This window comes from Leifsonia sp. 22587 (genome assembly GCF_052044215.1).
GTDB lineage: Bacteria > Actinomycetota > Actinomycetes > Actinomycetales > Microbacteriaceae > Leifsonia > Leifsonia shinshuensis_C.
Window position 1 is genome coordinate 564,119 of record NZ_JBQENB010000001.1, and the last position, 21,956, is coordinate 586,074.

General features: G+C 70.7%; 22 protein-coding genes. 18 read left to right on the forward strand and 4 right to left on the reverse strand.

Translation table 11 applies throughout. The features are described from left to right. Positions 1-1,268: phosphoglucosamine mutase (glmM, locus tag ACTJI1_RS02820; protein ID WP_440741464.1), on the forward strand; the 1,268-nt coding region annotated here is incomplete at its 5' end. Positions 1,269-1,288: 20 nt separating this feature from the next. Here the strand turns inward: glmM and ACTJI1_RS02825 are convergent. Beyond that, the gene (locus ACTJI1_RS02825) at positions 1,289-1,597 is read right to left on the reverse strand and encodes a helix-turn-helix domain-containing protein (protein WP_310130907.1); all 309 of its coding nucleotides are present in this window, start codon (positions 1,595-1,597) and stop codon (positions 1,289-1,291) included. Positions 1,598-1,675: 78 nt separating this feature from the next. Then, positions 1,676-2,614: a type I pantothenate kinase gene (gene coaA / locus ACTJI1_RS02830; protein WP_440741465.1), complete on the reverse strand. Its 939-nt coding sequence runs from the start codon at positions 2,612-2,614 to the stop codon at positions 1,676-1,678. 66 nt (positions 2,615-2,680) lie between these two features. Between coaA and glmS the strand changes: the two genes are divergently transcribed. The 8 genes from glmS to ACTJI1_RS02870 all read left to right on the forward strand — a co-directional run bounded on the left by glmS (position 2,681) and on the right by ACTJI1_RS02870 (position 9,469). After that, a complete protein-coding gene (gene glmS, locus ACTJI1_RS02835; protein WP_440741466.1) occupies positions 2,681-4,531 on the forward strand; it encodes a glutamine--fructose-6-phosphate transaminase (isomerizing) in 1,851 nt (616 codons plus the stop codon). Positions 4,532-4,535: 4 nt separating this feature from the next. Next, on the forward strand, positions 4,536-4,892 hold the full coding sequence (locus ACTJI1_RS02840; protein WP_440741467.1) for a holo-ACP synthase: 357 nt from the start codon (positions 4,536-4,538) through the stop codon (positions 4,890-4,892). Further along, positions 4,880-6,007, forward strand: a complete 1,128-nt coding sequence (gene alr / locus ACTJI1_RS02845) for an alanine racemase (RefSeq protein WP_440741468.1) — start codon at positions 4,880-4,882, stop codon at positions 6,005-6,007. The genes ACTJI1_RS02840 and alr overlap by 13 nt, the downstream gene beginning before the upstream one ends. Next, positions 6,004-6,540: a tRNA (adenosine(37)-N6)-threonylcarbamoyltransferase complex ATPase subunit type 1 TsaE gene (tsaE, locus tag ACTJI1_RS02850; RefSeq protein ID WP_440741469.1), complete on the forward strand. Its 537-nt coding sequence runs from the start codon at positions 6,004-6,006 to the stop codon at positions 6,538-6,540. Before alr ends, tsaE begins: the two co-directional genes overlap by 4 nt. Positions 6,541-6,549: 9 nt before the next feature. After that, positions 6,550-7,170 (forward strand): tRNA (adenosine(37)-N6)-threonylcarbamoyltransferase complex dimerization subunit type 1 TsaB, encoded by a 621-nt coding sequence (gene tsaB, locus ACTJI1_RS02855; protein WP_440741470.1) that lies wholly within the window; start codon positions 6,550-6,552, stop codon positions 7,168-7,170. Next, positions 7,167-7,679 carry a ribosomal protein S18-alanine N-acetyltransferase gene (gene rimI / locus ACTJI1_RS02860; protein ID WP_440741471.1) on the forward strand — a complete coding sequence of 171 codons (513 nt, stop codon included), beginning with the start codon at positions 7,167-7,169 and terminating at the stop codon, positions 7,677-7,679. The genes tsaB and rimI overlap by 4 nt, the downstream gene beginning before the upstream one ends. Next, positions 7,676-8,758 carry a tRNA (adenosine(37)-N6)-threonylcarbamoyltransferase complex transferase subunit TsaD gene (tsaD, locus tag ACTJI1_RS02865; RefSeq protein ID WP_440741472.1) on the forward strand — a complete coding sequence of 361 codons (1,083 nt, stop codon included), beginning with the start codon at positions 7,676-7,678 and terminating at the stop codon, positions 8,756-8,758. The genes rimI and tsaD overlap by 4 nt, the downstream gene beginning before the upstream one ends. Before the next feature lie 123 nt (positions 8,759-8,881). After that, entirely contained in the window at positions 8,882-9,469 is a 588-nt protein-coding gene (locus ACTJI1_RS02870) for a DUF4190 domain-containing protein (RefSeq protein ID WP_310130890.1), read from the forward strand. Here ACTJI1_RS02870 and ACTJI1_RS02875 read toward each other — a convergent pair whose 3' ends face one another. Further along, positions 9,470-10,657: a class I SAM-dependent methyltransferase gene (locus ACTJI1_RS02875; protein WP_310130888.1), complete on the reverse strand. Its 1,188-nt coding sequence runs from the start codon at positions 10,655-10,657 to the stop codon at positions 9,470-9,472. 132 nt (positions 10,658-10,789) lie between these two features. Between ACTJI1_RS02875 and groES the strand changes: the two genes are divergently transcribed. The 3 genes from groES (at position 10,790) to guaB (ending at position 14,110) form a co-directional block, all read left to right on the forward strand. Further along, complete coding sequence (groES, locus tag ACTJI1_RS02880) at positions 10,790-11,086, forward strand: co-chaperone GroES (protein WP_055894868.1); 297 nt, start codon at positions 10,790-10,792, stop codon at positions 11,084-11,086. Positions 11,087-11,569: 483 nt separating this feature from the next. Further along, a complete protein-coding gene (gene rarD / locus ACTJI1_RS02885) occupies positions 11,570-12,511 on the forward strand; it encodes an EamA family transporter RarD (protein WP_440741473.1) in 942 nt (313 codons plus the stop codon). 96 nt (positions 12,512-12,607) lie between these two features. Further along, the gene (gene guaB / locus ACTJI1_RS02890; RefSeq protein WP_440741474.1) at positions 12,608-14,110 is read left to right on the forward strand and encodes an IMP dehydrogenase; all 1,503 of its coding nucleotides are present in this window, start codon (positions 12,608-12,610) and stop codon (positions 14,108-14,110) included. An 81-nt stretch (positions 14,111-14,191) separates the two neighbouring features. Here the strand turns inward: guaB and ACTJI1_RS02895 are convergent, their stop codons facing one another. Then, the gene (locus ACTJI1_RS02895; RefSeq protein ID WP_440742169.1) at positions 14,192-15,349 is read right to left on the reverse strand and encodes a MalY/PatB family protein; all 1,158 of its coding nucleotides are present in this window, start codon (positions 15,347-15,349) and stop codon (positions 14,192-14,194) included. Positions 15,350-15,461: 112 nt separating this feature from the next. On the opposite strand from ACTJI1_RS02895, the gene ACTJI1_RS02900 reads away from it, so the two are divergent. From ACTJI1_RS02900 to ACTJI1_RS02925, 6 genes are all read left to right on the forward strand, one after another. Further along, positions 15,462-16,580, forward strand: coding sequence for a GuaB3 family IMP dehydrogenase-related protein (locus ACTJI1_RS02900; RefSeq protein WP_310134991.1), 1,119 nt, complete (start codon positions 15,462-15,464; stop codon positions 16,578-16,580). 103 nt (positions 16,581-16,683) lie between these two features. Further along, complete coding sequence (locus tag ACTJI1_RS02905; protein ID WP_440741475.1) at positions 16,684-18,552, forward strand: glycerol-3-phosphate dehydrogenase/oxidase; 1,869 nt, start codon at positions 16,684-16,686, stop codon at positions 18,550-18,552. A 185-nt stretch (positions 18,553-18,737) separates the two neighbouring features. Further along, positions 18,738-19,271 carry a cation:proton antiporter regulatory subunit gene (locus ACTJI1_RS02910; RefSeq protein ID WP_310130881.1) on the forward strand — a complete coding sequence of 178 codons (534 nt, stop codon included), beginning with the start codon at positions 18,738-18,740 and terminating at the stop codon, positions 19,269-19,271. A gap of 6 nt (positions 19,272-19,277) precedes the next feature. Next, complete coding sequence (locus ACTJI1_RS02915) at positions 19,278-20,654, forward strand: cation:proton antiporter (RefSeq protein ID WP_440741476.1); 1,377 nt, start codon at positions 19,278-19,280, stop codon at positions 20,652-20,654. A 56-nt stretch (positions 20,655-20,710) separates the two neighbouring features. Next, complete coding sequence (locus ACTJI1_RS02920; RefSeq protein WP_440741477.1) at positions 20,711-21,502, forward strand: SURF1 family protein; 792 nt, start codon at positions 20,711-20,713, stop codon at positions 21,500-21,502. A 4-nt stretch (positions 21,503-21,506) separates the two neighbouring features. Continuing rightward, on the forward strand, positions 21,507-21,956 hold the full coding sequence (locus ACTJI1_RS02925; protein ID WP_310130874.1) for a DUF3817 domain-containing protein: 450 nt from the start codon (positions 21,507-21,509) through the stop codon (positions 21,954-21,956).

The window sequence follows — 21,956 nt, forward strand, 5'->3', positions numbered from 1 at the left end:
CTGTACTGACGCAAGGCCGAAGCGCCGAGGCGCGCCGCGCCGCCGGCAAGCGCCCCTCGGCGATCGTCGCCCGCGACCCCCGCGTCTCGGGCGAGTTCCTCTCCGCCGCCGTCGCGGCCGGGCTCGCCAGCTCCGGCATCGACGTGTACGACGCGGGAGTCATCCCCACACCCGCCGCGGCGTTCCTCATCGCCGACTTCGACGCGGACTTCGGTGTGATGGTGTCGGCGTCGCACAACCCGGCGCCCGACAACGGCATCAAGATCTTCGCCCGTGGAGGCACCAAGCTCCCGGACATCGTCGAGGACCGCATCGAGCAGCACCTCGACCTCGACAAGCTGACGCCCACCGGCGCGGCGGTCGGCCGCATCCGGCGCTTCGCCGACGCGGAGGACCGCTACGTCGTCCACCTGCTGGCCAGCCTGCCGCACCGCCTCGACGGCATCCACGTCGTGCTCGACTGCGCCCACGGCGCGGCCGCCGGCATCTCGCCGGAGGTGTTCACCGACGCCGGCGCCCGGGTCACCGTGATCGGCGACTCCCCGGACGGCATGAACATCAACGACGGGGTCGGCTCCACCCACCTCGACAAGCTCGCGGAGGCCGTGCTCGCCGCCGGCGCCGACGTCGGCATCGCCCACGACGGCGACGCGGACCGCTGCCTCGCGATCGACGCGAACGGCAACGTGGTCGACGGCGACCAGATCATGGCGATCCTCGCGGTCGGTATGAAGGAGCGCGGCAAGCTGCACGAGGACACGCTGGTCGCCACGGTGATGAGCAACCTCGGCCTCAAGCTGGCCATGCGCGAGCACGGCATCCGAGTGGTTGAGACCGCGGTCGGCGACCGGTACGTGCTCGAGGAGATGAACGAGCACGACTTCTCCCTCGGCGGAGAGCAGTCCGGCCACGTCATCATGCGCGAGTTCGCGACCACCGGCGACGGCATCCTCACCGGGCTCCATCTCCTCAGCGAGATGGCGCGCCAGAAGAAGTCGCTCGCCGAGCTGGCCAGCGTGATGACCGTCTACCCGCAGGTGATGATCAACGTGAAGAACGTCGACCATCACGGCGTCCACACCGACGAACTCCTGCGCACGGCTGTGCAGACCGCGGAGAGCGCCCTGGGCGACACCGGTCGCGTGCTGCTCCGTCCTTCCGGGACCGAGCCGCTGGTGCGCGTGATGGTGGAGGCGGCCGATCAGGAGACCGCGGAGCGCCTCGCCGCCGAGCTGGCCGACGTCGTGCGGGAGCGCCTCTCCCTCTGAGGGACGCTCGCGGTGAGCGCCTAGCGCGACTCCTGCGCCCGCCGGGCGGCGATGAAGTCGGCGACCGAGTAGGCGCGCGAACGATCCGGCAGCATGTCGGCGCCGTACAGGCCGCTCATCAGTTCGGCCGGATCCACGTTCAGCGCGGTCGCGAGACGGACGATCGTGTGCAGCTCGGAGTTCGCCTCGCCGCGCTCGACGCGGCCGTAGTTGGTGACGTGCATGTCAGCCAGCCCGGCGATGTCCTCCTGGCTCATGCCGAGGGCGATGCGCGCCTCGCGCACGCGACGGCCGAACACTTCGGCGGCGCGGGAGCGTGGAGTTGGCATGCCTCATGCCTACGGGATGTGTGCATCCCGGGCCAGAGCTTGACGGCCTCCCGCATCTGGACGTGAGGTCTGAATGCCCTACAGCTTGCGGAGCAGGACCGAGCTGACGGCGTGGTCCTCGTCCTTGCGCAGCACCAGCTTGGCGCGCGAGCGGGTGGGCCGGATGTTCTGCACGAGGTTCGGCTCGTTGATGCTCGACCAGATCGCGGCGGCCCGGGCCCGCGCCTGCTCCTCGGTGAGCGACGCGTAGCGGTGGAAGTACGACTTCGGGTTGGCGAAGGCGCCTCGCTGCAGCTTGAGGAACCGCTCCTCGTACCAGCGGGCGATGTCGCGGGTGCGCGCATCCACGTAGACGCTGAAGTCGAACAGGTCGCTCACGGCCAGCCGGTTGCCGCCGCCCGCTGGCTGCAGCACGTTGAGGCCCTCGACGATCAGCACGTCGGGACGGCGGACCACGATCTCCGCGTCCGGCACGATGTCGTAACTGAGATGGGAGTAGAACGGAGCGCGCACCTCGGGGGCGCCGCTCTTGATGGCGGTGACGAAGCGCAGCAGCGCCTTGCGGTCGTACGACTCGGGGAAGCCCTTGCGCTCCATGAGGCCGCGCCGCTCGAGTTCGGCGTTGGGAAGCAGGAAGCCGTCCGTGGTGACGAGCTCGACGCGGGGGGTGTCGTCCCAGCGCGACAGCAGCTCACGGAGGAGGCGCGCGATGGTCGACTTGCCCACGGCGACGGACCCGGCGACGCCGATCACGAACGGCGTGCTCGCCGCGCGCTCCCCGAGGAAGTCGCTCGTCACCCGGTGCAGCTGCTTGGCGCCGCCCACGTAGAGGTTGAGCAGACGGCTCAGCGGCAGGTAGACCTCTTCCACCTCGCGCATGTCGAGCGGATCGCCGAGACCCCGCAACTGCACGATCTCGGTCTCCAGCAGCGGGAGGCGCGTGTTCTGCGCCAGCTCGGCCCAGTCGCTCCGGCTCAGCTCGACGAAGGGGGTGGAGGAGTCACCGTTCGGAAGCATAGGGCACCCAGTCTAGGGGTGGCCTCCCAGCGGGGCTTCATCCGCGCCCACGATAGACTCGGGTGCATGTGTGGAATCGTGGGGTACGTCGGTACCGACAAGAGCCTCGAGGTGCTCCTCGGCGGTCTGAAGCGGCTGGAATACCGCGGATACGACTCGGCCGGCATCGCCGTCATCGGTCCGGACGGTGCCCTGGGCACCGCCAAGAAGGCCGGGAAGCTGTCGGTGCTGACCGACGAGCTGAAGCACAATCCCATCCCGAACGGTCAGACCGGCATCGGCCACACCCGCTGGGCGACGCACGGCGGCCCGACCGACGTGAACGCGCACCCGCACCTGGGGGACGAGGGCCGCCTCGCGGTCATCCACAACGGGATCATCGAGAACTTCGCCACGCTGAAGGACGAGCTCCTCGCCGACGGATTCGCCTTCGAGTCCGAGACCGACACCGAGGTCGCCGCTGTGCTCCTCGGTCGCGAGTACCACCGCACCGGCGACCTGCCGCAGGCGTTCCAGGCCGTCGTGTCGCGCCTGGAGGGCGCCTTCACGCTGCTGGCGATGCACCAGGACCAGCCGCACGTCGTCGTCGGCGCGCGCCGCAACTCCCCGCTCGTGATCGGGCTGGGCGACGGCGAGAACTTCCTCGGCTCGGATGTCGCCGCGTTCGTCGAGCACACCCGCCGCGCGATGGCCATCGGCCAGGACCAGATCGTCACCATCACCCCGGACAGCGTGACCGTCACCGACTTCGTCGGCGCGCCGGTCGAGGTCGAGCCGTTCGAGGTCGCCTGGGACGCGTCCGCCGCCGAGAAGGGCGGCTGGTCGTCGTTCATGGCGAAGGAGATCGCCGAGGAGCCGGACGCGGTGGCGAACACGCTGCGCGGCCGCCTGGCCGGCGAGACGGTGCACATCCCCGAGCTGGATGCGCTGGGCGACGAGTACTTCGCGGGCATCGACCGCATCACGATCATCGCCTGCGGCACGGCCGCGTACGCCGGCCTGGTCGGCAGCTACGCCATCGAGAAGTGGGCCCGCGTGCCCGTCACCGTCGAGCTCAGCCACGAGTTCCGGTACCGCGAGCCGGTGCTCACGGACGGCACGCTCGTCATCTCCATCAGCCAGTCGGGCGAGACGATGGACACGCTGATGGCCGTCAAGTACGCCCGCGAGGCCGGCGCCAAGGCGATCTCGGTCTGCAACACGCAGGGGGCGACCATCCCGCGCGAGTCCGATGCGGCGCTCTACACGCACGCCGGCCCGGAGGTCGCGGTCGCCTCGACGAAGGCGTTCGTCGCCCAGATCACGGCGCTCTACCTCTTCGGCCTGCACCTCTCCCGAGTACGCGGCACCCTGTCCGCCGCGCAGCAGCGCGACGCGATCGCCGAGCTGCAGTCGGTGCCCGAGAAGATCGCGACCGTGCTCGAGTCGCACGGCGAGATCGCCCAGCTGGCCAAGTGGATGTCGGACACCCGTTCCGTGCTCTTCCTCGGCCGCCACGTCGGCTACCCGATCGCCCTGGAGGGTGCGCTGAAGCTCAAGGAGCTCGCGTACATCCACGCCGAGGGCTTCGCGGCCGGCGAGCTCAAGCACGGGCCGATCGCGCTGATCGAGCCGGGCCAGCCCGTCTTCGTCGTGGTTCCGAGCCCGCGCTGGTCGGACGAGCTGCACAAGAAGGTCGTGTCGAACATCCAGGAGATCCGCGCCCGCGGCGCCCGCGTCATCGCGATCGCCGAGGCCGGGGATGCGGCGGTGCTCCCGTTCGCCGACGAGGTCATCCGCATCCCGCTCGCCGCGCCGCTCTTCGAGCCGCTGCTCGCGGTCGTGCCGCTGCAGATCTTCGCGATGGAGCTCTCGGCGGCCAAGGGCCTCGACGTGGACCAGCCGCGCAACCTGGCCAAGTCCGTCACCGTGGAGTGATGCCGTGATCGCCGGCATCGGGGTCGACGTCGTCGATCTGGCCCGCTTCGAGCGGTCCATCGCGCGCACCCCGAAGCTGCGCGAGCGGCTGTTCACGGAGGCGGAGCGCCCGCTTCCCGTTCACTCCCTCGCCGCGCGGTTCGCGGCGAAGGAGGCGCTCATCAAGGCGCTCGGCGGCTCCGAGGGCGTGCGCTGGCACGACATGGAGATCGTCCCGGACGAGGAGAGGAACCCCGGTTTCGTGCTGCACAACGTGGTCGAGGCGCAGGTGCGCGAGCGCGGCATCACGCGCATCCACGTGTCGATGTCGCACGACGCCGGGATCGCGACCGCGTTCGTCGTGACGGAGTGCGCGCCGTGAGCGCGGCGTTCCGCGAGCGTGTCGTCGACCTGGATGCGGTGGCCGGCAACGTCGCCCGCCTGCGGGAGCTGGTGGGCACGCCGCACGTGATGGCGGTCGTCAAGGCGGATGCGTACGGTCACGGCGCGGTCGAGTGCGCCCGCGCGGCGCTGGCCGGGGGAGCGGACTGGCTGGGCGTCGCCGAGATCGCCGAGGGGCTCGCGCTGCGGGAGGCCGGGATCACCGCGCCCGTGCTCGCGTGGTTGCACGATCCGGATGAGGACTTCGCCGCAGCCGCAGCGGCCGGACTGGATCTGGGGCTCTCGTCGCGCAGTCAGCTCGAGGCCGCCGCCGCGGCGGGCGACGGGTCGGCGCCGGTCTTCGTGCAGCTCAAGGTCGAGACCGGTCTGAGCCGCAACGGGCTCGCCGAGGAGGACTGGGATGCGGCGTTCGCCCGGGCTCGTGAGCTGGAGACGCAGGGTGCCATCGTCGTGCGCGGCATCTTCTCGCACCTGTCGAACGCCTCGCCCGAGGACGACCGGGCGGCCATCGCGCTCTTCGAGCGGGCGCTCGCGCGCGCGGCCGCGGCCGGTCTGACGCCCGAGCTCCGGCACATCGCCGCGAGCGCCGCGGCCCTGTCACTGCCCGAGGCGCGGTACGACCTGGTGCGTCTCGGCATCGCCGTCTACGGTCTCTCGCCGTTCGGCGGCTCGGCCGCCGAACTGGGACTCCGCCCCGCGATGACGGTGCGCGGCCGGGTGGCCGCCGTGCGCCGGGTCCCCGCGGGCAAGGGCGTGTCGTACGACTACACGTACCGCACCTCCGGGGAGACGACGCTGGCGCTGGTCCCGCTCGGGTACGCCGAGGGCATCCCGCGACACGCCTCCAACCGGGCGCCCGTGTCGATCGGCGGCCAGACGTTCCGGGTGAGTGGTCGCGTCGCCATGGACCAGTTCGTGGTGGATGTCGGCGATCTCGACGTGCAGGTCGGCGACGAGGTCGTGCTGTTCGGCGATCCGGCGACGGGTGTCCCGAGCGCCGATGACTGGGCGGAGGCCGCCGGCACGATCAACTACGAGATCGTCACGCGGCTCGGCGGGAGGCTGACCCGCACCTTCCTCGGAGGTGAGCGATGAGCACCGCATCCCACGCTCCCACCGTGCGTCGCGTCGCGACCGCGGAGGAGATGCACCAGCTGGGCCGGGAGCTCGCCCTTCGGCTGCGTGCGGGCGACCTGATCGTGCTGTCCGGGCCGCTCGGTGCGGGCAAGACGACGCTGACCCGTGGCATCGGGGAGGGGCTCGACGTGCGGGGGCCGGTGACGAGCCCGACCTTCGTGCTCGCGCGCACGCATCCCAGCCTGTCCGGCGGGACGCCGCTCGTCCACGTGGATGCGTACCGCCTGTCGAGCGCGCTGGAACTGGACGACCTCGACATCGACTTCGCCCGCTCCGTCGTCGTGGTGGAGTGGGGCGCCGGGATGCTCGACGGCGTCGCCGAATCGTGGCTGGAGGTCGCGATCGAGCGACCGACCGGCGCCGATGAGAGCGGCGACGCGGTCTCGGACGACCAGGCCGACGTCGACGAGGTGGATGAGCCGCGCACAGTGACCATCACGGGCTTCGGACCGCGGTGGGCTCAGGGGCCGGACGTCGTCGATCCCGCATAGGCTGGACGCATGCTTCTCGCCATCGACACGTCGGCCGGCACCAGTGTGGCGGTCGTCGACCGGGACGCCGGAGTGCTCTCCGAGGTGATCGAGACCGACACCATGCGCCACGCCGAGGTGATCGGCACACTGATCGACGAGGCGCTCACCGTCGCCGGCATCGAGCTGCGCGCGCTCTCCGGTGTGGTCGCCGGCATGGGCCCCGGCCCGTTCACCGGGCTGCGCGTCGGGATCGCGGCTGCGAAGGCCTTCGCGATCGGCATCGGCCGTCCGCTCGTCCCGGTGGTCAGCCACGACGCCGTGGCGTACGAGCGCTACGCCGCCGGGCACACGGGACCGCTGCTGGTGGTGACGGATGCACGGCGCCGCGAGCGCTACTGGACCGCCTACTCCGGCGCCGGCGACCACGGCCTGCCGGTGCGGCTGGACGGGCCGGGACTCGCGAAGCCGGACGACCTCCCGCACCCGGGCATCGAGCGGTTCGACGCGGAGGTGGTGCCCGCAGGGCGCCTCGGGATGCTCGCCGAGCTGCGCTACGCGAACGGACTACCGATGGATCCGGACGAGGCGCTGTACCTCCGCTCGCCCGACGTGACGCTCTCCGCCGGCCCGAAGCGGGTGACCGCATGACGGCCGAGCCGGCAGCGAACGCGCACGTCGCCTACGAGCTGCGCCGCGCATCCCGCGACGACGTCCCGGCGATCATGGAGCTGGAGCGCTCGGTGTTCGTCACCGACGCCTGGTCGGAGCGCTCGATGCTCTCCGAGGTCACCGGTGAGCACGGCTACTACCTCGTCGCCTTCGAGCCCGGAGCGCCCGACCGCATCGACGGCTACGCCGGCCTGCTGGCGCCGCGCGGGGCCGGTGAGGGCGACATCCAGACCATCGCCGTCGCGCCGCACGCGCGCCGTCGCGGCCTCGGGCGCACGCTCATGCTCGCCCTGATCGGGGAGGCCCGGCGACGCGGAGCGCGCGAGGTCTTCCTCGAAGTGCGCGCCGACAACCCCGGCGCGCAGACGCTCTACCGCACGCTCGGCTTCGAGGAGATCGGCGTGCGGCCCCGCTACTACCAGCCGGACGGCGTGGATGCGATCGTGATGCGCCTCACCGTCCCCAGCCCGGAGACGACGATCGCATGACCATCGCAGCCACGGACTCCGGACCCCTGGTTCTCGGCATCGAGACCTCGTGCGACGAGACCGGCATCGGCATCGTGCGGGGCACGACCCTGCTGGCGAACACGATCGCGTCGTCGATGGAGGAGCACGCCCGCTACGGCGGCGTGGTTCCCGAGGTCGCGGCGCGCGCCCATCTCGAAGCGCTCGAGCCCACGCTCCGCACCGCGATCGCGGACGCCGGCATCGAGCTGGCCGACGTGGACGCGATCGCGGTCACGAGCGGTCCGGGGCTCTCGGGCGCGCTGATGGTCGGGGTGGGCGCCGCGAAGGCGCTCGCCGTCTCCCTGGGCAAGCCGCTGTACGCCGTCAATCACCTGGTCGGCCACGTCGGCGCGGACCTGCTGGATGCGTCGGGCGGCCCCGGCCATCCCGTCGAGCTCCCGACGATCGCGCTGCTGGTCTCCGGAGGCCACACCTCGCTGCTGCTGGTGCGCGACCTGGTGTCGGATGTGGAGCTGCTCGGCGAGACGATCGACGACGCCGCCGGCGAGGCGTTCGACAAGGTCGCGCGGGTGCTCGGCCTGCCGTATCCGGGCGGTCCGCAGATCGACCGGGTCGCCGCGGACGGCGATCCGGCGGCCATCCGCTTCCCGCGGGGTCTCACGCGGCCGAAGGACCTGGAGAACCACCGGTACGACTTCTCCTTCTCGGGGCTCAAGACGGCGGTCGCCCGCTGGGTCGAGCAGCGGCAGGACGCCGGCGAGGAGGTGCCCGTCGCGGATGTGGCCGCATCCTTCCGGGAGGCGGTCGTGGATGTGCTGATCACGAAGGCGCTGGCCGCCTGCCGCGACCACGGCGTCCCCCGGTTGCTGCTCGGCGGCGGGGTCGTCGCGAACGCCCGGGTGCGGCAGCTCGCCGTGCAGCGCGCGGCGGAGGCGGGAGTCGCGCTGCGCATCCCGGCCCTGTCGCTGTGCACCGACAACGGCGCGATGATCGCGGCGCTCGGCGCGCAGCTCATCCTGGCCGGGCATGCGCCCAGCGAGCTGACGTTCTCGGCGGACTCGACGCTCCCGGTGACGGAGATTCAGGTCACCCGCTGACGTGGTGCGTTGACACCCCCGCGCGCACCCTGTCACGATGGACCTGATACAGCGTTCTCTCAGGAAGCGGAGCTTCCCGGGCGGAACGCCGAACGACGACTTCCACTGAAGGAGATGGGTCCCATGACCGATCCGAACACCCCCGCCGAGCCGGTGGACCCGAACGCGCAGAACGGGTCCGTCCCGCCGGCCGCGCCCCAGCCGCCCGCGGGCGACACCGGCGCCGTTCCGCCGCCGCCTCCGCCCGCGCCGGACTACGGCCAGCAGCCGCCGGCCCCGGGATACGGCCAGCAGCCGCCCGCGCCGGGCTACCAGCAGCCGTACGGTCAGCAGCCGTACGGGCAGCAGCCCTACGGCCAGCAGCCGGGCCAGCCGGGTTACGGTCAGCCGGCGTACGGTCAGCCCGCCCCGGGCTACGCGCAGCCCTACGGGCAGCCGGCCGCCAAGTCGCCGATCCTGAGCATCCTCTCACTCGTCGGCGGCATCGTCGGCATCGTGCTCAACCTCGCGTGGGGCATCGGATTCCTCTTCGGAATCGCCGCGGTCGTCCTCGGCTTCATCGGCCGCCGCAAGGAGCCGCAGGCTCGCGGCTTCTGGCTGACCGGTATCATCCTCGGTTTCGTCAGCATCGCGATCGCGATCATCTACTGGATCTTCCTCGCGATCATCTTCGCCAGCCTCGCCACCTACGGCAACAACTACGGAGGCTGATCAGAGCCGCTCGGCGAGCAGAGCCGTGTGCCGCCCGGCCACCCTGGTGAGGATCAGGGTGGCCGGGCGGTCGCCGTTGAGGGCGAGCCGACGGCGCAGTGCCGCGGGGTCCACATCCACGCCGCGCTTCTTGATCTCCAGGGTGCCGATGCCGCGCTGACGCAGCGCGCGCTTCAGGTCCTTCTCGCCGTACGGCAGGGTCTCGAGGACCCGGAAACCGGCGGCGAACGGCGTCTCCACGGGGGCGTCGGCGGTGATGTAGGCGATCTGCTCGGAGAGCATCCGCCCGTCGATGCGCCGGGCGAGGTCGCCGATGAGGCGGGCGCGGATGACGGCGCCGTCCGGTTCGTAGAGGTACTCGCCGAGGGGGCCGGTCTCCTCGTCCTCGCTGTCCGCGTCCGCGACCAGCTCGTCCGCCTGGTCGCCGCGGAGCACGAGGGCGGCTCGCCGGATGCCCGGGCGGGCCAGCGCCCCGAACCAGAGGCCCAGCTCGACGACCTGCCCGTCCGCCGACACCCACTGCGCTTCCGCGTTCGAGGGGATGAGGTCGCGGTCGAAACCGGGACCGAGCTTCAGTCCGACCGAGCGGCCGGTCGCCAGCTCGTACGCGAAACCGAGCGACGGAGTGTAGTCGTCGGGGTCGACGAGGCGCTCGGTCTGGGTGTGCCCGGCGGTGCGGCGGGCGGGGTCGAGGAACACGCCGTCGACGGTCCGCAGGTCCACATCCTCGGCCCGGCCGTGTTCGACGGTCGCCGTCGGGAACGGCGCGAGGTTGAAGGACGCGATCGCCGCGGTGACCTCGTCGGCCTCCACAGCGGTCACCTCGAGCTCGAGAGCGGCCAGGGCCAGTGCGTCGCCGCCGATCCCACAGCCGAGGTCGGCGACGCGATGCAGCCCGGCGGCGCGGAACCGTCCGGCGTGACGCGCGGCGACCGGCAGCCGGGTCGCCTGCTCCAGGCCGGCCTCCGTGAAGAGCATGCTCGCGGCGAAGTCGCCGAACTTGGCCTGGGCCTTGCGGCGCAGCTTCGACTGCGTCAGGACGGCGGCCACGAGGGCGGGGGAGTGCCCCTGCTTGCGCAGGTCGGAGACGATCCGCAGCACGTCGCGCTCGCTGCGGTACGGCGGGAGCGAGTCGAGCAGGCGCAGGCCCTCGGGGCTCAGCAGTGCGACCAGCTCGGACCGTTCCATGGCGTCCAGGCTACCCTGGCACTCACGTTGCGGGACTGCTAACGCACCCCCTAGACTCGTGTTAGCACTCTCACTGCGAGTTTGCTAATCAGTCTTAGTCGAGACACTGTTCTTCACAGGAAAGGGGTCAACGTGTCGGTCTCCATCAAGCCGCTCGAGGATCGCATCGTCATCAAGCAGGTCGAGGCTGAGCAGACCACTGCTTCCGGTCTGGTCATCCCCGACACCGCCAAGGAGAAGCCGCAGGAGGGCGAGGTCGTCGCCGTGGGCCCGGGCCGCATCGACGACAACGGCAACCGCGTCCCCCTCGACGTCGCCGTGGGCGACAAGGTCATCTACTCCAAGTACGGTGGCACCGAGGTCAAGTTCGGCGGCGAGGATTACCTGGTCCTCTCGGCCCGCGACGTGCTCGCGGTCGTCGTCCGCTGACGCACCCTTCTTCCGACGGCCCGGCTGCTCTGAGCAGCCGGGCCGTCGTCGTCTCTGCGGTGATGTCTGCGGCGGCGCCGGGGGGCGGCGGTGTCGGCGGGCGGCGGTGTCGGCGGGATTCGTGCCGAATGCTGCTCAGGGCGCGACGTGAGTCGCGATTCGTGCCGAATGTCAGGTCCCTCGGCGGAGAAGGCACCCGTCCCGCGTGCGGGATTCGTGCCGAATGCAGGGTCTGGCGGGACGTGAGGCTCCATTCGTGCCGAATGTCAGGTCCGCCGGCGTGCAGACACTCGACAGCGGGTCCACGATTCGTGCGGAATGCAGGCTGAGGCGGGATGTGAGGCACGATTCGTGCCGAATGTCGCGTTCCGCATAACCGCGCAAGCGCAGCGTGAGCGACGATTCGTGACGAATGTCGGGAGGTCACCACTCCGGCGGCGCAGGCGGGCGGCGGTGTCGGCGGGCGGCGGTAGAGTCGTGCGAGTGGCACAGCCTGACGACCTCTCCTCGCACCGCACCTCCGGGCTGGTGTACGCGGTCTCCGCGTACGTCCTCTGGGGCATCCTCCCGATCTACTTCCTCGCGCTCGCCCCGGCCGGCGCGTGGGAGATCGTGGCGTGGCGGGTCATCTTCTCGCTGGTCTTCTGCGCCATCGCGCTGACCGTCACGCGGTCGTGGGGCCGGTTCGCGGCGCTGCTGCGGGATGGGCGGGTCCTCCTCACGATGGGCCTCGCCGGCGCGTTCATCTACGTGAACTGGCAGACCTACGTTCTCGCCACGGTCAGCGGCCACGTCGTGGAGGCGGCGCTCGGGTACTTCATCAACCCGATCGTGACCGTGTTCCTGGGTGTGCTCGTCCAGCGCGAGCGCCTCCGGATCGCCCAGTGGGTCGCCGTCGGCGTGAGCGTCGTCGCGGTCATCGTCCTGGCCGTCGGATACGGCTCGGTTCCGTGGATCGCGCTCATCCTCGCGTTCTCGTTCGGCTTCTACGGGCTCATCAAGAAGCGCGTCGGCGGACGGGTGGATGCTCTTTCGGGCCTCACCCTGGAGACTATGTGGCTGACCCCGGTCGCCGTCATCCAGCTGGTCGTTGTCGGCGTCACCGCCGGCCTCACGATCGGCTCCGCCGGTCCCTGGCACACGGTCCTGCTCGCGGGAGCGGGAGTGATCACGGCCGTGCCGCTGCTGTTCTTCGCCGCGGCCTCCCGGCGCCTGCCGCTCGTCTACATGGGCTTCATCCAGTACTTCGCCCCGTTCATCCAGTTCATCGTCGGCGTCGCGGTGCTGCACGAGGCGATGCCGCCCGAGCGCTGGGTCGGGTTCGCGATCGTGTGGCTCGCGCTCATCATCCTCAGCATCGACATGATCGTCGCCGCGCGTCAGGGCAAGCGCGCCGCCGAGCTCGACCTCGCGCCGGTCGACTGAAACCCACCAGATCCCGGACCCTGATCGGCGGAATAGCCGCCCAGTTTCTGCCGTTACCATTGAGCATCCACAGTCGCGCATCTTGATAGGGGTGAAATGGACCAGGCGGATCCGTTCGGATTCATCGGTTTGACCTACGACGACGTCATGCTGCTCCCCGGGCACACGGACGTCATCCCGAGTGAGGCGGACACCTCCACTCGCCTGACCAAGCGGATCTCGATGGCGACGCCGTTGCTGTCGAGCGCCATGGACACCGTCACCGAGTCGCGGATGGCCGTCGCCATGGCGCGCCAGGGCGGCATCGGCATCATCCACCGCAACCTCTCCATCGAGGACCAGGCGGCCCACGTCGACAAGGTGAAGCGTTCCGAGTCGGGCATGATAACCAACCCGGTGACCACCACCCCGGACGCGACCGTCGAAGAGGTGGACGCGCTGTGCGGCCAGTTCCGCGTCAGCGGCCTCCCTGTCGTGGAGCCGGACGGCACCCTGGTCGGCATCATCACCAACCGCGACATGCGCTTCGTCTCGCCGTTCGAGCGGTCGACCACCAAGGTGCGCGACGTGATGACCCGTCAGCCCCTGATTACCGCCCCGGTCGGCATCGACCCGGACTCCGCGGTCGCCATCTTCGCCGAGCACAAGATCGAGAAGCTCCCGCTGGTGGATGCCGACGGCAAGCTGCGCGGACTGATCACGGTCAAGGACTTCGACAAGAGCGAGAAGTACCCCGACGCCACGAAGGACGAGGAGGGCCGGCTGCGCGTCGGCGCCGCCATCGGCTTCTTCGGCGATGCCTGGGACCGCGCCATGACGCTGGTCGACGCGGGCGTCGACGTCATCGTCGTGGACACCGCCAACGGCGACAGCGCGGGCGTGCTCGACATCATCCGCCGCCTCAAGGCCGAGCCGCGCGCGTCGCACGTCGACGTGATCGGCGGCAACGTCGCGACGCGCTCCGGCGCCCAGGCGCTCATCGACGCCGGTGCGGACGCGATCAAGGTCGGCGTCGGCCCGGGCTCCATCTGCACCACGCGCGTGGTCGCGGGCGTCGGCGTGCCCCAGGTGACCGCCGTGTACGAGGCGTCGCTCGCGGCGCGCGAGGCGAACGTCCCGCTCATCGCCGACGGCGGCCTCCAGTACTCCGGCGACATCGCCAAGGCGCTGGTCGCGGGCGCGGACAGCGTCATGCTGGGCTCGCTGCTCGCCGGGACCTCCGAGTCCCCGGGCGAGCTGGTGTTCGTCAACGGCAAGCAGTTCAAGAACTACCGCGGCATGGGCTCGCTCGGCGCGCTCCAGACCCGGGGCAAGAAGACCTCCTACTCGCGCGACCGCTACTTCCAGGCGGACGTGCCGAGCGACGAGCAGCTGATCGCCGAGGGCATCGAGGGGCAGGTGCCGTTCCGCGGCCCGCTCTCCGCCGTCGCGTACCAGCTCGTCGGCGGCCTGCGGCAGTCGATGTTCTACGTCGGCGCGCGCACCATCCCGGAGCTCAAGCAGAACGGCAAGTTCGTGCGCATCACCGCGGCCGGCCTCAAGGAGTCGCACCCCCACGACGTGCAGATGGTCGTGGAGGCCCCGAACTACCGTCGCTGATCCGACGACTGCGGTCATTCGGAACGTCTGCGGCGGGTCGCCCCGGCGCAGACGTTCCGAAACGCAGCAGTCGCGACCGGGTCAATTCCGGGTCAGCTCGGCGATGCGGTCGACGGCCTCCGTCAGCACCTCCGGCGAGCAGGCGAAGTTCAGCCGGACGAACCCGGCGCCCTGGCGCCCGAAGTCGGCGCCGGGATTGACGGCGACGCGGGCCTCGTTCAGGATGCGGGCGGCCGGGTCGTCGCCCCAGCCGAGTTCGCGGAAGTCGAGCCACGCCAGGTAGCCGGCCAGCGGCTCCCGGTAGCGCACGCGCGGCAGCCGGTCGGTGAGCAGCAGCGAGAGCAGTGCGCGATTGGATTCGATCGCCTCCAGCGCGCCATCCAGCCAGCTGCGCGCCGAGCGGTAGGCGGCTTCCGTGGCGATGCGGCCGAACTGGCTGGTCCGCACCTCCACCTCGATCGGGAGCGCGTGGACGCGCTGCGACTGCTCGCGCGAGGCCGTCACGAAAAGCGCGCACTTCAGTCCGGCGAGGTTCCACGCCTTGCTCGCCGCATGGGCCGCGATACCCACCCGCCGCGCTTCGTCGGAGACGGACAGGAACGGGGTGAACGTCGCGTCGGAGTGCGTCAGCGGCGCGTGCACCTCGTCGCTCACGACCCACACGCCGTGGCGCGCGGCCAGCGCGGCCACGGCCTCCAGCTCCTCCCGTGGGTGGACGAGCCCGAGCGGGTTGTGCGGGTTGCACAGCAGGAACGCCTTCGCGCCCCCGGCGAAGGCGCGCTCCAGCCCGGCGAGGTCGAGCGCCCAGCCGCGGCCGTCGGCCCCGCCCTCCAGCAGCGACACCTCCTCGACCACGCCGCCGGCCTCCGGGATGAAGTCGAAGAAGGGCGGGTAGACCGGCGGTGTGATGACGACGCGGTCGCCCGGCTCGATGAGCATCCGGAGGGATTCGACGATCACCACGCCGACATCCGTCGTCGTCCGGGTGCGCGCCGGTTCGACCTCCCAGCCCCAGCGGTCGCGCGCAAACCGCGCGAAGGCCCGCTGGGTGCGGTCGTCGGGACCGATGTACCCGGTGTCGTTGCGGTCGACCGCCGCATGCAGCGCCTCGGCGACGGCCGGGGCGAGCGGGTAGTCCATCTCGGCGACGAACAGCGGGAGGACGTCCTCGGGGTAGGCGCGCCACTTCTCACTGGTGCGCTGGCGGAGGCGGCTGAGTGGTTCGGCTTCGACGGTCACCACCCCACCATCCCACCGCGGGGACCCTCCGACCTAGAGCCGCGTCCGACGGCGGTCGCGGACGCGCGCACTGGCCCGGAGGGACCGGCGGCCTAGACTGAAGCGCGTGAGTATGGAGATCGAGATCGGGCGCGCCAAGCGCGCCCGCCGTGTGTACGCCTTCGACGACGTCGCGGTGGTTCCCAGCCGCCGCACCCGTGACCCGGAGGACGTCTCGGTCTCCTGGACGATCGACGCGTACCAGTTCGCCATCCCGTTCATCGCGGCGCCGATGGACTCCGTCGTCTCGCCGACCACCGCCATCATGATGGGCCAGCTGGGCGGCCTCGGGGTGCTCGACCTCGAAGGCCTGTGGACCCGGTACGAGGACCCGGAGCCGCTGCTCGCCGAGATCCGCGAGCTCCCGGCCGAGCGGGCCACCGCGCGCATGCAGGAGATCTACTCCGAGCCGATCAAGCCGGAGCTGGTCACCCGCCGTCTCGCCGAGATCCGCGAGGGCGGCGTCACGGTCGCCGGCGCCCTGTCGCCGCAGCGCACGCAGGAGCTCTACGAGACCGTGGTCGACGCGGGCGTCGACCTGTTCGTGATCCGCGGCACCACCGTGTCCGCCGAGCACGTCTCGAAGAACGTCGAGCCGCTCAACCTCAAGAAGTTCATCTACGAGCTGGATGTGCCCGTGATCGTCGGCGGCGCCGCCACCTACACCGCGGCGCTGCACCTGATGCGCACCGGTGCGGCCGGCGTGCTCGTCGGCTTCGGCGGGGGAGCCGCATCCACCACCCGCTCGACCCTGGGCATCCACGCGCCCATGGCAACCGCCGTGGCCGACGTCGCCGGAGCCCGGCGCGACTACATGGACGAGTCGGGCGGCCGCTACGTGCACGTGATCGCCGACGGCGGCCTCGGCAGCTCGGGCGACATCGTCAAGGCGATCGCCTGCGGCGCGGACGCGGTCATGCTCGGCACGACCCTCGCCCGTGCGACCGATGCTCCGGGAGGCGGCTGGCACTGGGGCGCCGAGGCGCACCACTCGCAGCTGCCGCGCGGCAACCGCGTCGCGGTGGGCCAGGTCGCGCCGCTCGAGGAGATCCTCTACGGACCGGCCCCGGTCGCCGAGGGCTCTGCGAATCTGGTGGGAGCCTTGCGCCGGAGCATGGCGACGACGGGATACTCGGACCTGAAGGAGTTCCAGCGCGTCGAGGTCGTGGTCGCGCCCTACCGGACGCAGTAGCACTGACGCCGGCCGAAGATGGTCGGGGAGGGAGAGAACGATGACGGATACGCAATCGGCTCCGGGCGGCAACAGGCACGCCACCCCCGCCTCCAATCCGGCGGTGACATACCCATCGCGGCTCGGCCCGGCCGAGCGGGCCGCCGCGATCGCGGCGCTGAAGGACACCGAGCTCGACATCCTCGTGGTCGGCGGCGGCATCGTCGGCGCCGGCTCGGCGGTGGATGCGGCCACGCGCGGACTCAGCGTCGGACTGGTGGAGGCGCGCGACTTCGCGTCCGGCACCTCCAGCCGGTCGTCCAAGCTCGTGCACGGCGGCATCCGCTACCTCGAGCAGCTCGACTTCCGGCTGGTCCGGGAGGCCCTGATCGAGCGCGGCCTGCTGCTGCAGCGCATCGCCCCGCACCTGGTGAAGCCGGTGCGGTTCCTCTACCCGCTGCACAAGCGGGTGTGGGAGCGCTTCTACATCGGCGCCGGCATGATGCTCTACGACATCTTCTCGTACTCGGGAGGCCGTCCCCCGGGGGTCCCGCACCATCGGCACCTGAGCAAGCGGCAGGTGCTCAACGCCATCCCGTCGATGAACAAGGACGCCCTGGTCGGCGGCATCACCTACTACGACGCCCAGGTGGATGACGCCCGGTACGTCGCGAACCTGGTCCGCACGGCCGCCCACTACGGCGCGCACGTCGCCTCGCGGGTGCGCGTCGAAGGCTTCATCAAGGTGGGGGAGCGCGTCGTCGGCGTGCGGGCGCACGACCTCGAGACGGACGAGCGGTTCGACATCCGCGCGAAGCAGGTCGTCAACGCGACCGGCGTCTGGACGGACGACACCCAGTCGATGGTGGGCGAGCGCGGCCAGTTCAAAGTCCGCGCCTCCAAGGGCATCCACCTCGTCGTGCCGCGGGACCGGTTCCAGTCGACGATGGGCCTCCTGCTGCGCACCGAGAAGAGCGTGCTGTTCGTCATCCCGTGGGGCCGCCACTGGCTGATCGGCACGACGGACACCGACTGGCACCTCGACAAGGCGCACCCCGCGGCGACCGCGGCGGACATCGACTACCTGCTCGCGCACGTCAACGAGGTGCTCAACGTGCCGCTGACTCGGGAGGATGTCGAGGGCGTGTACGCCGGCCTCCGGCCGCTGCTCGCCGGCGAGTCCGAGCAGACGTCGAAGCTGTCGCGAGAGCACCTCGTCGCGCACTCGGTCCCGGGTCTCGTCGTCATCGCTGGCGGCAAGTGGACGACGTACCGTGTGATGGCGAAGGACGCGGTCGACTCGGCCGTGAGCGCTCTCGACGGCAAGATCCCCGCATCCACCACCATGGACATCGCGCTGGTCGGAGCCGAGGGCTACCAGGCGGCGTGGAACCGGCGCGGGCGCATCGCGAAGGAGTCGGGCCTGCACGTCGCCCGGGTCGAGCACCTGCTCAACCGGTACGGGACGTTCGCCGAGGACATCCTGGCGCTCATCCGCGAGGACCCGTCGCTGGCCGAGGCGCTGCCCGGAGCCGACGACTACGTCGGCGCCGAGGTCGTGTACGCCGCGTCGCACGAGGGCGCACTGCACCTCGAGGACGTGCTCGCCCGCCGCACGCGCATCTCGATCGAGGCCTGGGACCGCGGGGTCTCGGCGGCGCCGGTCGCCGCGTCGCTGATGGCCCGCGTGCTCGGCTGGGACAAGGATCGCGAGGAGCGCGAGGTGCGCACGTACCTCAAGCGGGTCGAGGCCGAGCGCTCGAGCCAGCTGCAGCCCGACGACGAGTCGGCCGACCGCATCCGGCTCGAGGCCCCGGACATCGTGGATGTGGATGCCGCGGCGGCGAAGAGCGGAGCGGCGGCCGGCGCGGCGGCCGGCGCGGGGGCGGCGAAGCGCGGCGCGGCCGCCCGGCCGACGCCGACGAGCGCCGACGAGGCGCCGAAGGACGTGCAGGGCGCCGGCGCGGAGGACGCGCCCGCCACGGACGGCTGACCGCTCCGCCGAGCGTCGCCTCCAACGACTGCGGCGTCCCGGAACGACTGCGTGGGCTCGACCCGCCGCAGTCGTGACGGGACGCCGCAGTCGCGTCTGGCGCCGACGCCGGAGGGGGTCCGCGTGCCTTCGATAGACTGGAGGCTCACTCCCCTTATGCCGGCGAACCCGGTGGATGGAGACGGATGATGGTAGACGTTCGGCGGGTCAAGCTCCCCGGGGTGGGGGTGCTGCACACCTTCGTGACCGACGATGGCGGCAAGGTCGGCGTCATCGCGCACCGGTCCGGTCACAGCGACCTCATCACGTTCTCGGACCACGAGGACGGCAGCGACGTGACCAAGGTCTCGCTGCGGCTCAACGAGGACGAGGCGCACACCCTGGCCGAGCTGCTCGGCGGCACGCAGATCACCGAGACGCTGACGGCGCTCGACCAGATCCCGGGCCTGAGCATCGACTGGTTCACCGTCGACTACGACGACCACATCGCGGGACAGCAGCTGGGCGCCCCGGGCGACCGCGGTTTCGTCGGTCTGACCGTCGTCGCCGTCGTGCGCGGGGACTCCGCGAACCCGGCGCCCGCTCCCGACTTCAAGGTCTTCCCCGGCGACACCCTGGTCGTCGCGGGCACACCGGAGAAGGTCGCCAAGGCCTTCTCGTTCTTCCGCACGGGCGAAGTCGCCTCCCGGGTCGCCGCCGACGCTCCGCCCGGAGGCTGATCGACGATGCATCTCGGCGAAGACCTCATCGTTCTCGGACTGCTCCTGCTCGTCGCGTACGTGCTGGGCCGCCTCGGCAAGCTGGTCGGTCTCCCCGCGATCCCCATCTACATGATCGTCGGTCTGCTGGCGAGCCCGCACACCGGCTGGTTCCCGCTGAACTTCGACAGCGACTACATCGAGCTCATCGCGATCTTCGGGCTCATCCTGCTGCTGTTCAATCTCGGGCTGGAGTTCGACCAGGACGAGTTCTTCGGCAACTTCGGCAAGCTGATCGTCTCCGGCGGGTCGTACATCCTCATCAACATGGGGGTCGGCCTCGTCTTCGGCTTCATGGTCGGCTGGGGCACCCGGGAGGCGCTCATCATCGCCGGGATGACCGCCACGTCGTCGTCCGCGATCGTCACGAAGCTGCTCATCGAGCTGCGGCGCCTGGCCAACACCGAGACGCCGATGATCCTGGGCGTCACCGTCGTCGAGGACATCTTCATCGCGATCTACCTCGCCATCGTCTCCGTGGTGCTGAGCGGTGAGACCGACTTCTGGCCGGTGGTGGGCAAGCTGACGATCGCCTTCGTCTTCCTGGTCGTGATGTTCACGATCGCCCGCTTCGGCGGCCGGTTCGTCTCGCGGCTGTTCCGCACGAAGGACGACGAGCTCTTCACCATCCTGTTCTTCGGGTTCGCCGTGCTGTTCGCGGGCATCGGCGAGCTGCTCGGGGTCACGGATGCGATCGGCGCGTTCCTGATCGGGCTCGTGCTCGGGGCGACGAAGTACCGCAACAAGATCGAGCAGATCGCCATCCCGCTGCGGGACGTCTTCGCCGCCTTCTTCTTCCTCAACTTCGGGCTCGCCCTCAACCCCGCGCAGTTCCCGTCGGTGCTCGTCCCGGTGCTGGTCGCCGTGGGCCTGACCATCGTGCTGAACATCGCCGCCGGGCAGTTCGTGGCGTGGATCAACGGGCTGGGGGTGCAGGCCGGCATCAACACGACGGTGATCCTGCAGAACCGGGGCGAGTTCGCGCTGATCCTCGCGACGCTGTCTCTCGCCGCGGGGCTGGATGAGCGCATCCAGCCGTTCGCCGGGCTGTACGTGCTGATCATGGCCGTGCTGGGGCCGATCCTCGCAGCGAACTCCGAGAAGATCGGTGCGATGATCCTACGGTCCGGGCCGAAGAAGGAGCGCCGGCGGAAGAGGAAGAAGACGCGCGATCCCATGCTCGACGAGGAGATCGCGCTCGTGGAGGCGGCGACCGCCGATCCCGGCTCCGAGCCCGCCCCGCGGCGCGAGCACGCGAGCGTGGACGAGACGCGGCAGGCCGTCGACCGGATGGTCGAGCAGGCCATGCAGCAGGACATGAGCGGCGAACGGGAACGGGACTGACGATCGACACCACCACGGGAGGGTCCGCGGCCGACCGCCCCACCACCCTCTTCCAGATGATGCTGCGCCCGCGCTGGATCGCGGCGCTGGTCTTCGCTCTGCTCCTCGCCGCCGGATTCGCCTGGCTCGGGCAGTGGCAGCTCGAGCGCGCCGTCGAGTCGGGCAAAGCGGTGGAGGCTCCGACCGAGACGGTGCTGCCGCTCGCGAAGGTCGCCGGCCCCGGGGCGCCGCTGCGCGACGTCGCCGTCGGCCAGCTCGTCTCGTTCACCGGCACCTTCGTGCCGGGGGACTACCAGCTGCTGCACGGCCGTCTCAACAAGGGCGCCAGCGGCTGGTGGGTCGTCGGGCACGCGAACGTCGAGCGGCCGGACGGCAGTAAGGCGGCGCTCGCCGTGGCGCGCGGCTGGGCGGCCGACGAGCCGACCGCGCGCGCCGCAATCGCGCGGCTCGCCGAGGAGCCGGCGACCCCGCAACCGATCGTGGGGCGCATCCTCCCCGACGAGCAGCCGCAGCTGCCGGACGACAAGGAGAAGGATCCGACCGGCATGACCAGCCTCGGCGTCGGCCAGCTCTACAACCTGTGGACCGGCGTGGACGGCATGGACGTCTACGCCTCGTACGTCGTGCAGCGGGGAGCACCCGAGGGGCTCGTGCAGATCTATTCGCCGCCGCCGATCGCGCAGACGGAGCTCAACTGGCTGAACGTCTTCTACGCCGCCGAGTGGATCATCTTCGCCGGTTTCGCGGTGTTCCTCTGGTACCGCCTGGTGAAGGACGCCAAGCAGAAGGAGGACGAGCTGCGGGAGCTCTCAGCGCAGGAATCCGCCACCGCGGGGAACGTAGAATAGCCTCATGCCCCTCGCTCCCAAGCTTGAAGACTTCCCGAAGATCCGCGGGGCGCTCCGGTTCTACCAGGTGTTCGCGTACGTCACGGGCATCATGCTGCTCCTGCTGTGCGCCGAGATGGTCGTGAAGTACGGGCTCGGCTACGAGCTCTTCGCCTTCAGCAACTACGGGGCGCTGACCTTCGTGCCGGTCAAGACCGCGGTCGCGCCGACCGGTGTCGACCTGAGCACCGGCATCCTGATCCTGCACGGCTGGCTCTACGTCGTGTACCTGTTCTCGGACTTCCGCCTGTGGAGCCTGATGCGCTGGCCGTTCTCGAAGTTCATCATGATCGCCCTCGGCGGCGTGGTGCCCTTCCTGTCCTTCTTCGTGGAGGCGCGCATCACCAAGCAGGTGAGGTCCTACCTGGCCGGCCGGGAGGCCGAGGCCACGACACTCGCGGAGGCGACAAATTAG

What these genes read in the sequence shown, in the direction of transcription:
- ACTJI1_RS02825 (WP_310130907.1), bottom strand. Translation starts at nt 1,597, where the DNA reads ATGCCAACTCCACGCTCCCGCGCCGCCGAAGTGTTCGGCCGTCGCGTG.
- coaA (WP_440741465.1), bottom strand. Translation starts at nt 2,614, where the DNA reads ATGCTTCCGAACGGTGACTCCTCCACCCCCTTCGTCGAGCTGAGCCGG.
- glmS (WP_440741466.1), top strand. Translation starts at nt 2,681, where the DNA reads ATGTGTGGAATCGTGGGGTACGTCGGTACCGACAAGAGCCTCGAGGTG.
- tsaE (WP_440741469.1), top strand. Translation starts at nt 6,004, where the DNA reads ATGAGCACCGCATCCCACGCTCCCACCGTGCGTCGCGTCGCGACCGCG.
- tsaB (WP_440741470.1), top strand. Translation starts at nt 6,550, where the DNA reads ATGCTTCTCGCCATCGACACGTCGGCCGGCACCAGTGTGGCGGTCGTC.
- rimI (WP_440741471.1), top strand. Translation starts at nt 7,167, where the DNA reads ATGACGGCCGAGCCGGCAGCGAACGCGCACGTCGCCTACGAGCTGCGC.
- tsaD (WP_440741472.1), top strand. Translation starts at nt 7,676, where the DNA reads ATGACCATCGCAGCCACGGACTCCGGACCCCTGGTTCTCGGCATCGAG.
- ACTJI1_RS02870 (WP_310130890.1), top strand. Translation starts at nt 8,882, where the DNA reads ATGACCGATCCGAACACCCCCGCCGAGCCGGTGGACCCGAACGCGCAG.
- ACTJI1_RS02875 (WP_310130888.1), bottom strand. Translation starts at nt 10,657, where the DNA reads ATGGAACGGTCCGAGCTGGTCGCACTGCTGAGCCCCGAGGGCCTGCGC.
- guaB (WP_440741474.1), top strand. Translation starts at nt 12,608, where the DNA reads ATGGACCAGGCGGATCCGTTCGGATTCATCGGTTTGACCTACGACGAC.
- ACTJI1_RS02900 (WP_310134991.1), top strand. Translation starts at nt 15,462, where the DNA reads ATGGAGATCGAGATCGGGCGCGCCAAGCGCGCCCGCCGTGTGTACGCC.
- ACTJI1_RS02910 (WP_310130881.1), top strand. Translation starts at nt 18,738, where the DNA reads ATGATGGTAGACGTTCGGCGGGTCAAGCTCCCCGGGGTGGGGGTGCTG.
- ACTJI1_RS02915 (WP_440741476.1), top strand. Translation starts at nt 19,278, where the DNA reads ATGCATCTCGGCGAAGACCTCATCGTTCTCGGACTGCTCCTGCTCGTC.
- ACTJI1_RS02920 (WP_440741477.1), top strand. Translation starts at nt 20,711, where the DNA reads ATGATGCTGCGCCCGCGCTGGATCGCGGCGCTGGTCTTCGCTCTGCTC.
- ACTJI1_RS02925 (WP_310130874.1), top strand. Translation starts at nt 21,507, where the DNA reads ATGCCCCTCGCTCCCAAGCTTGAAGACTTCCCGAAGATCCGCGGGGCG.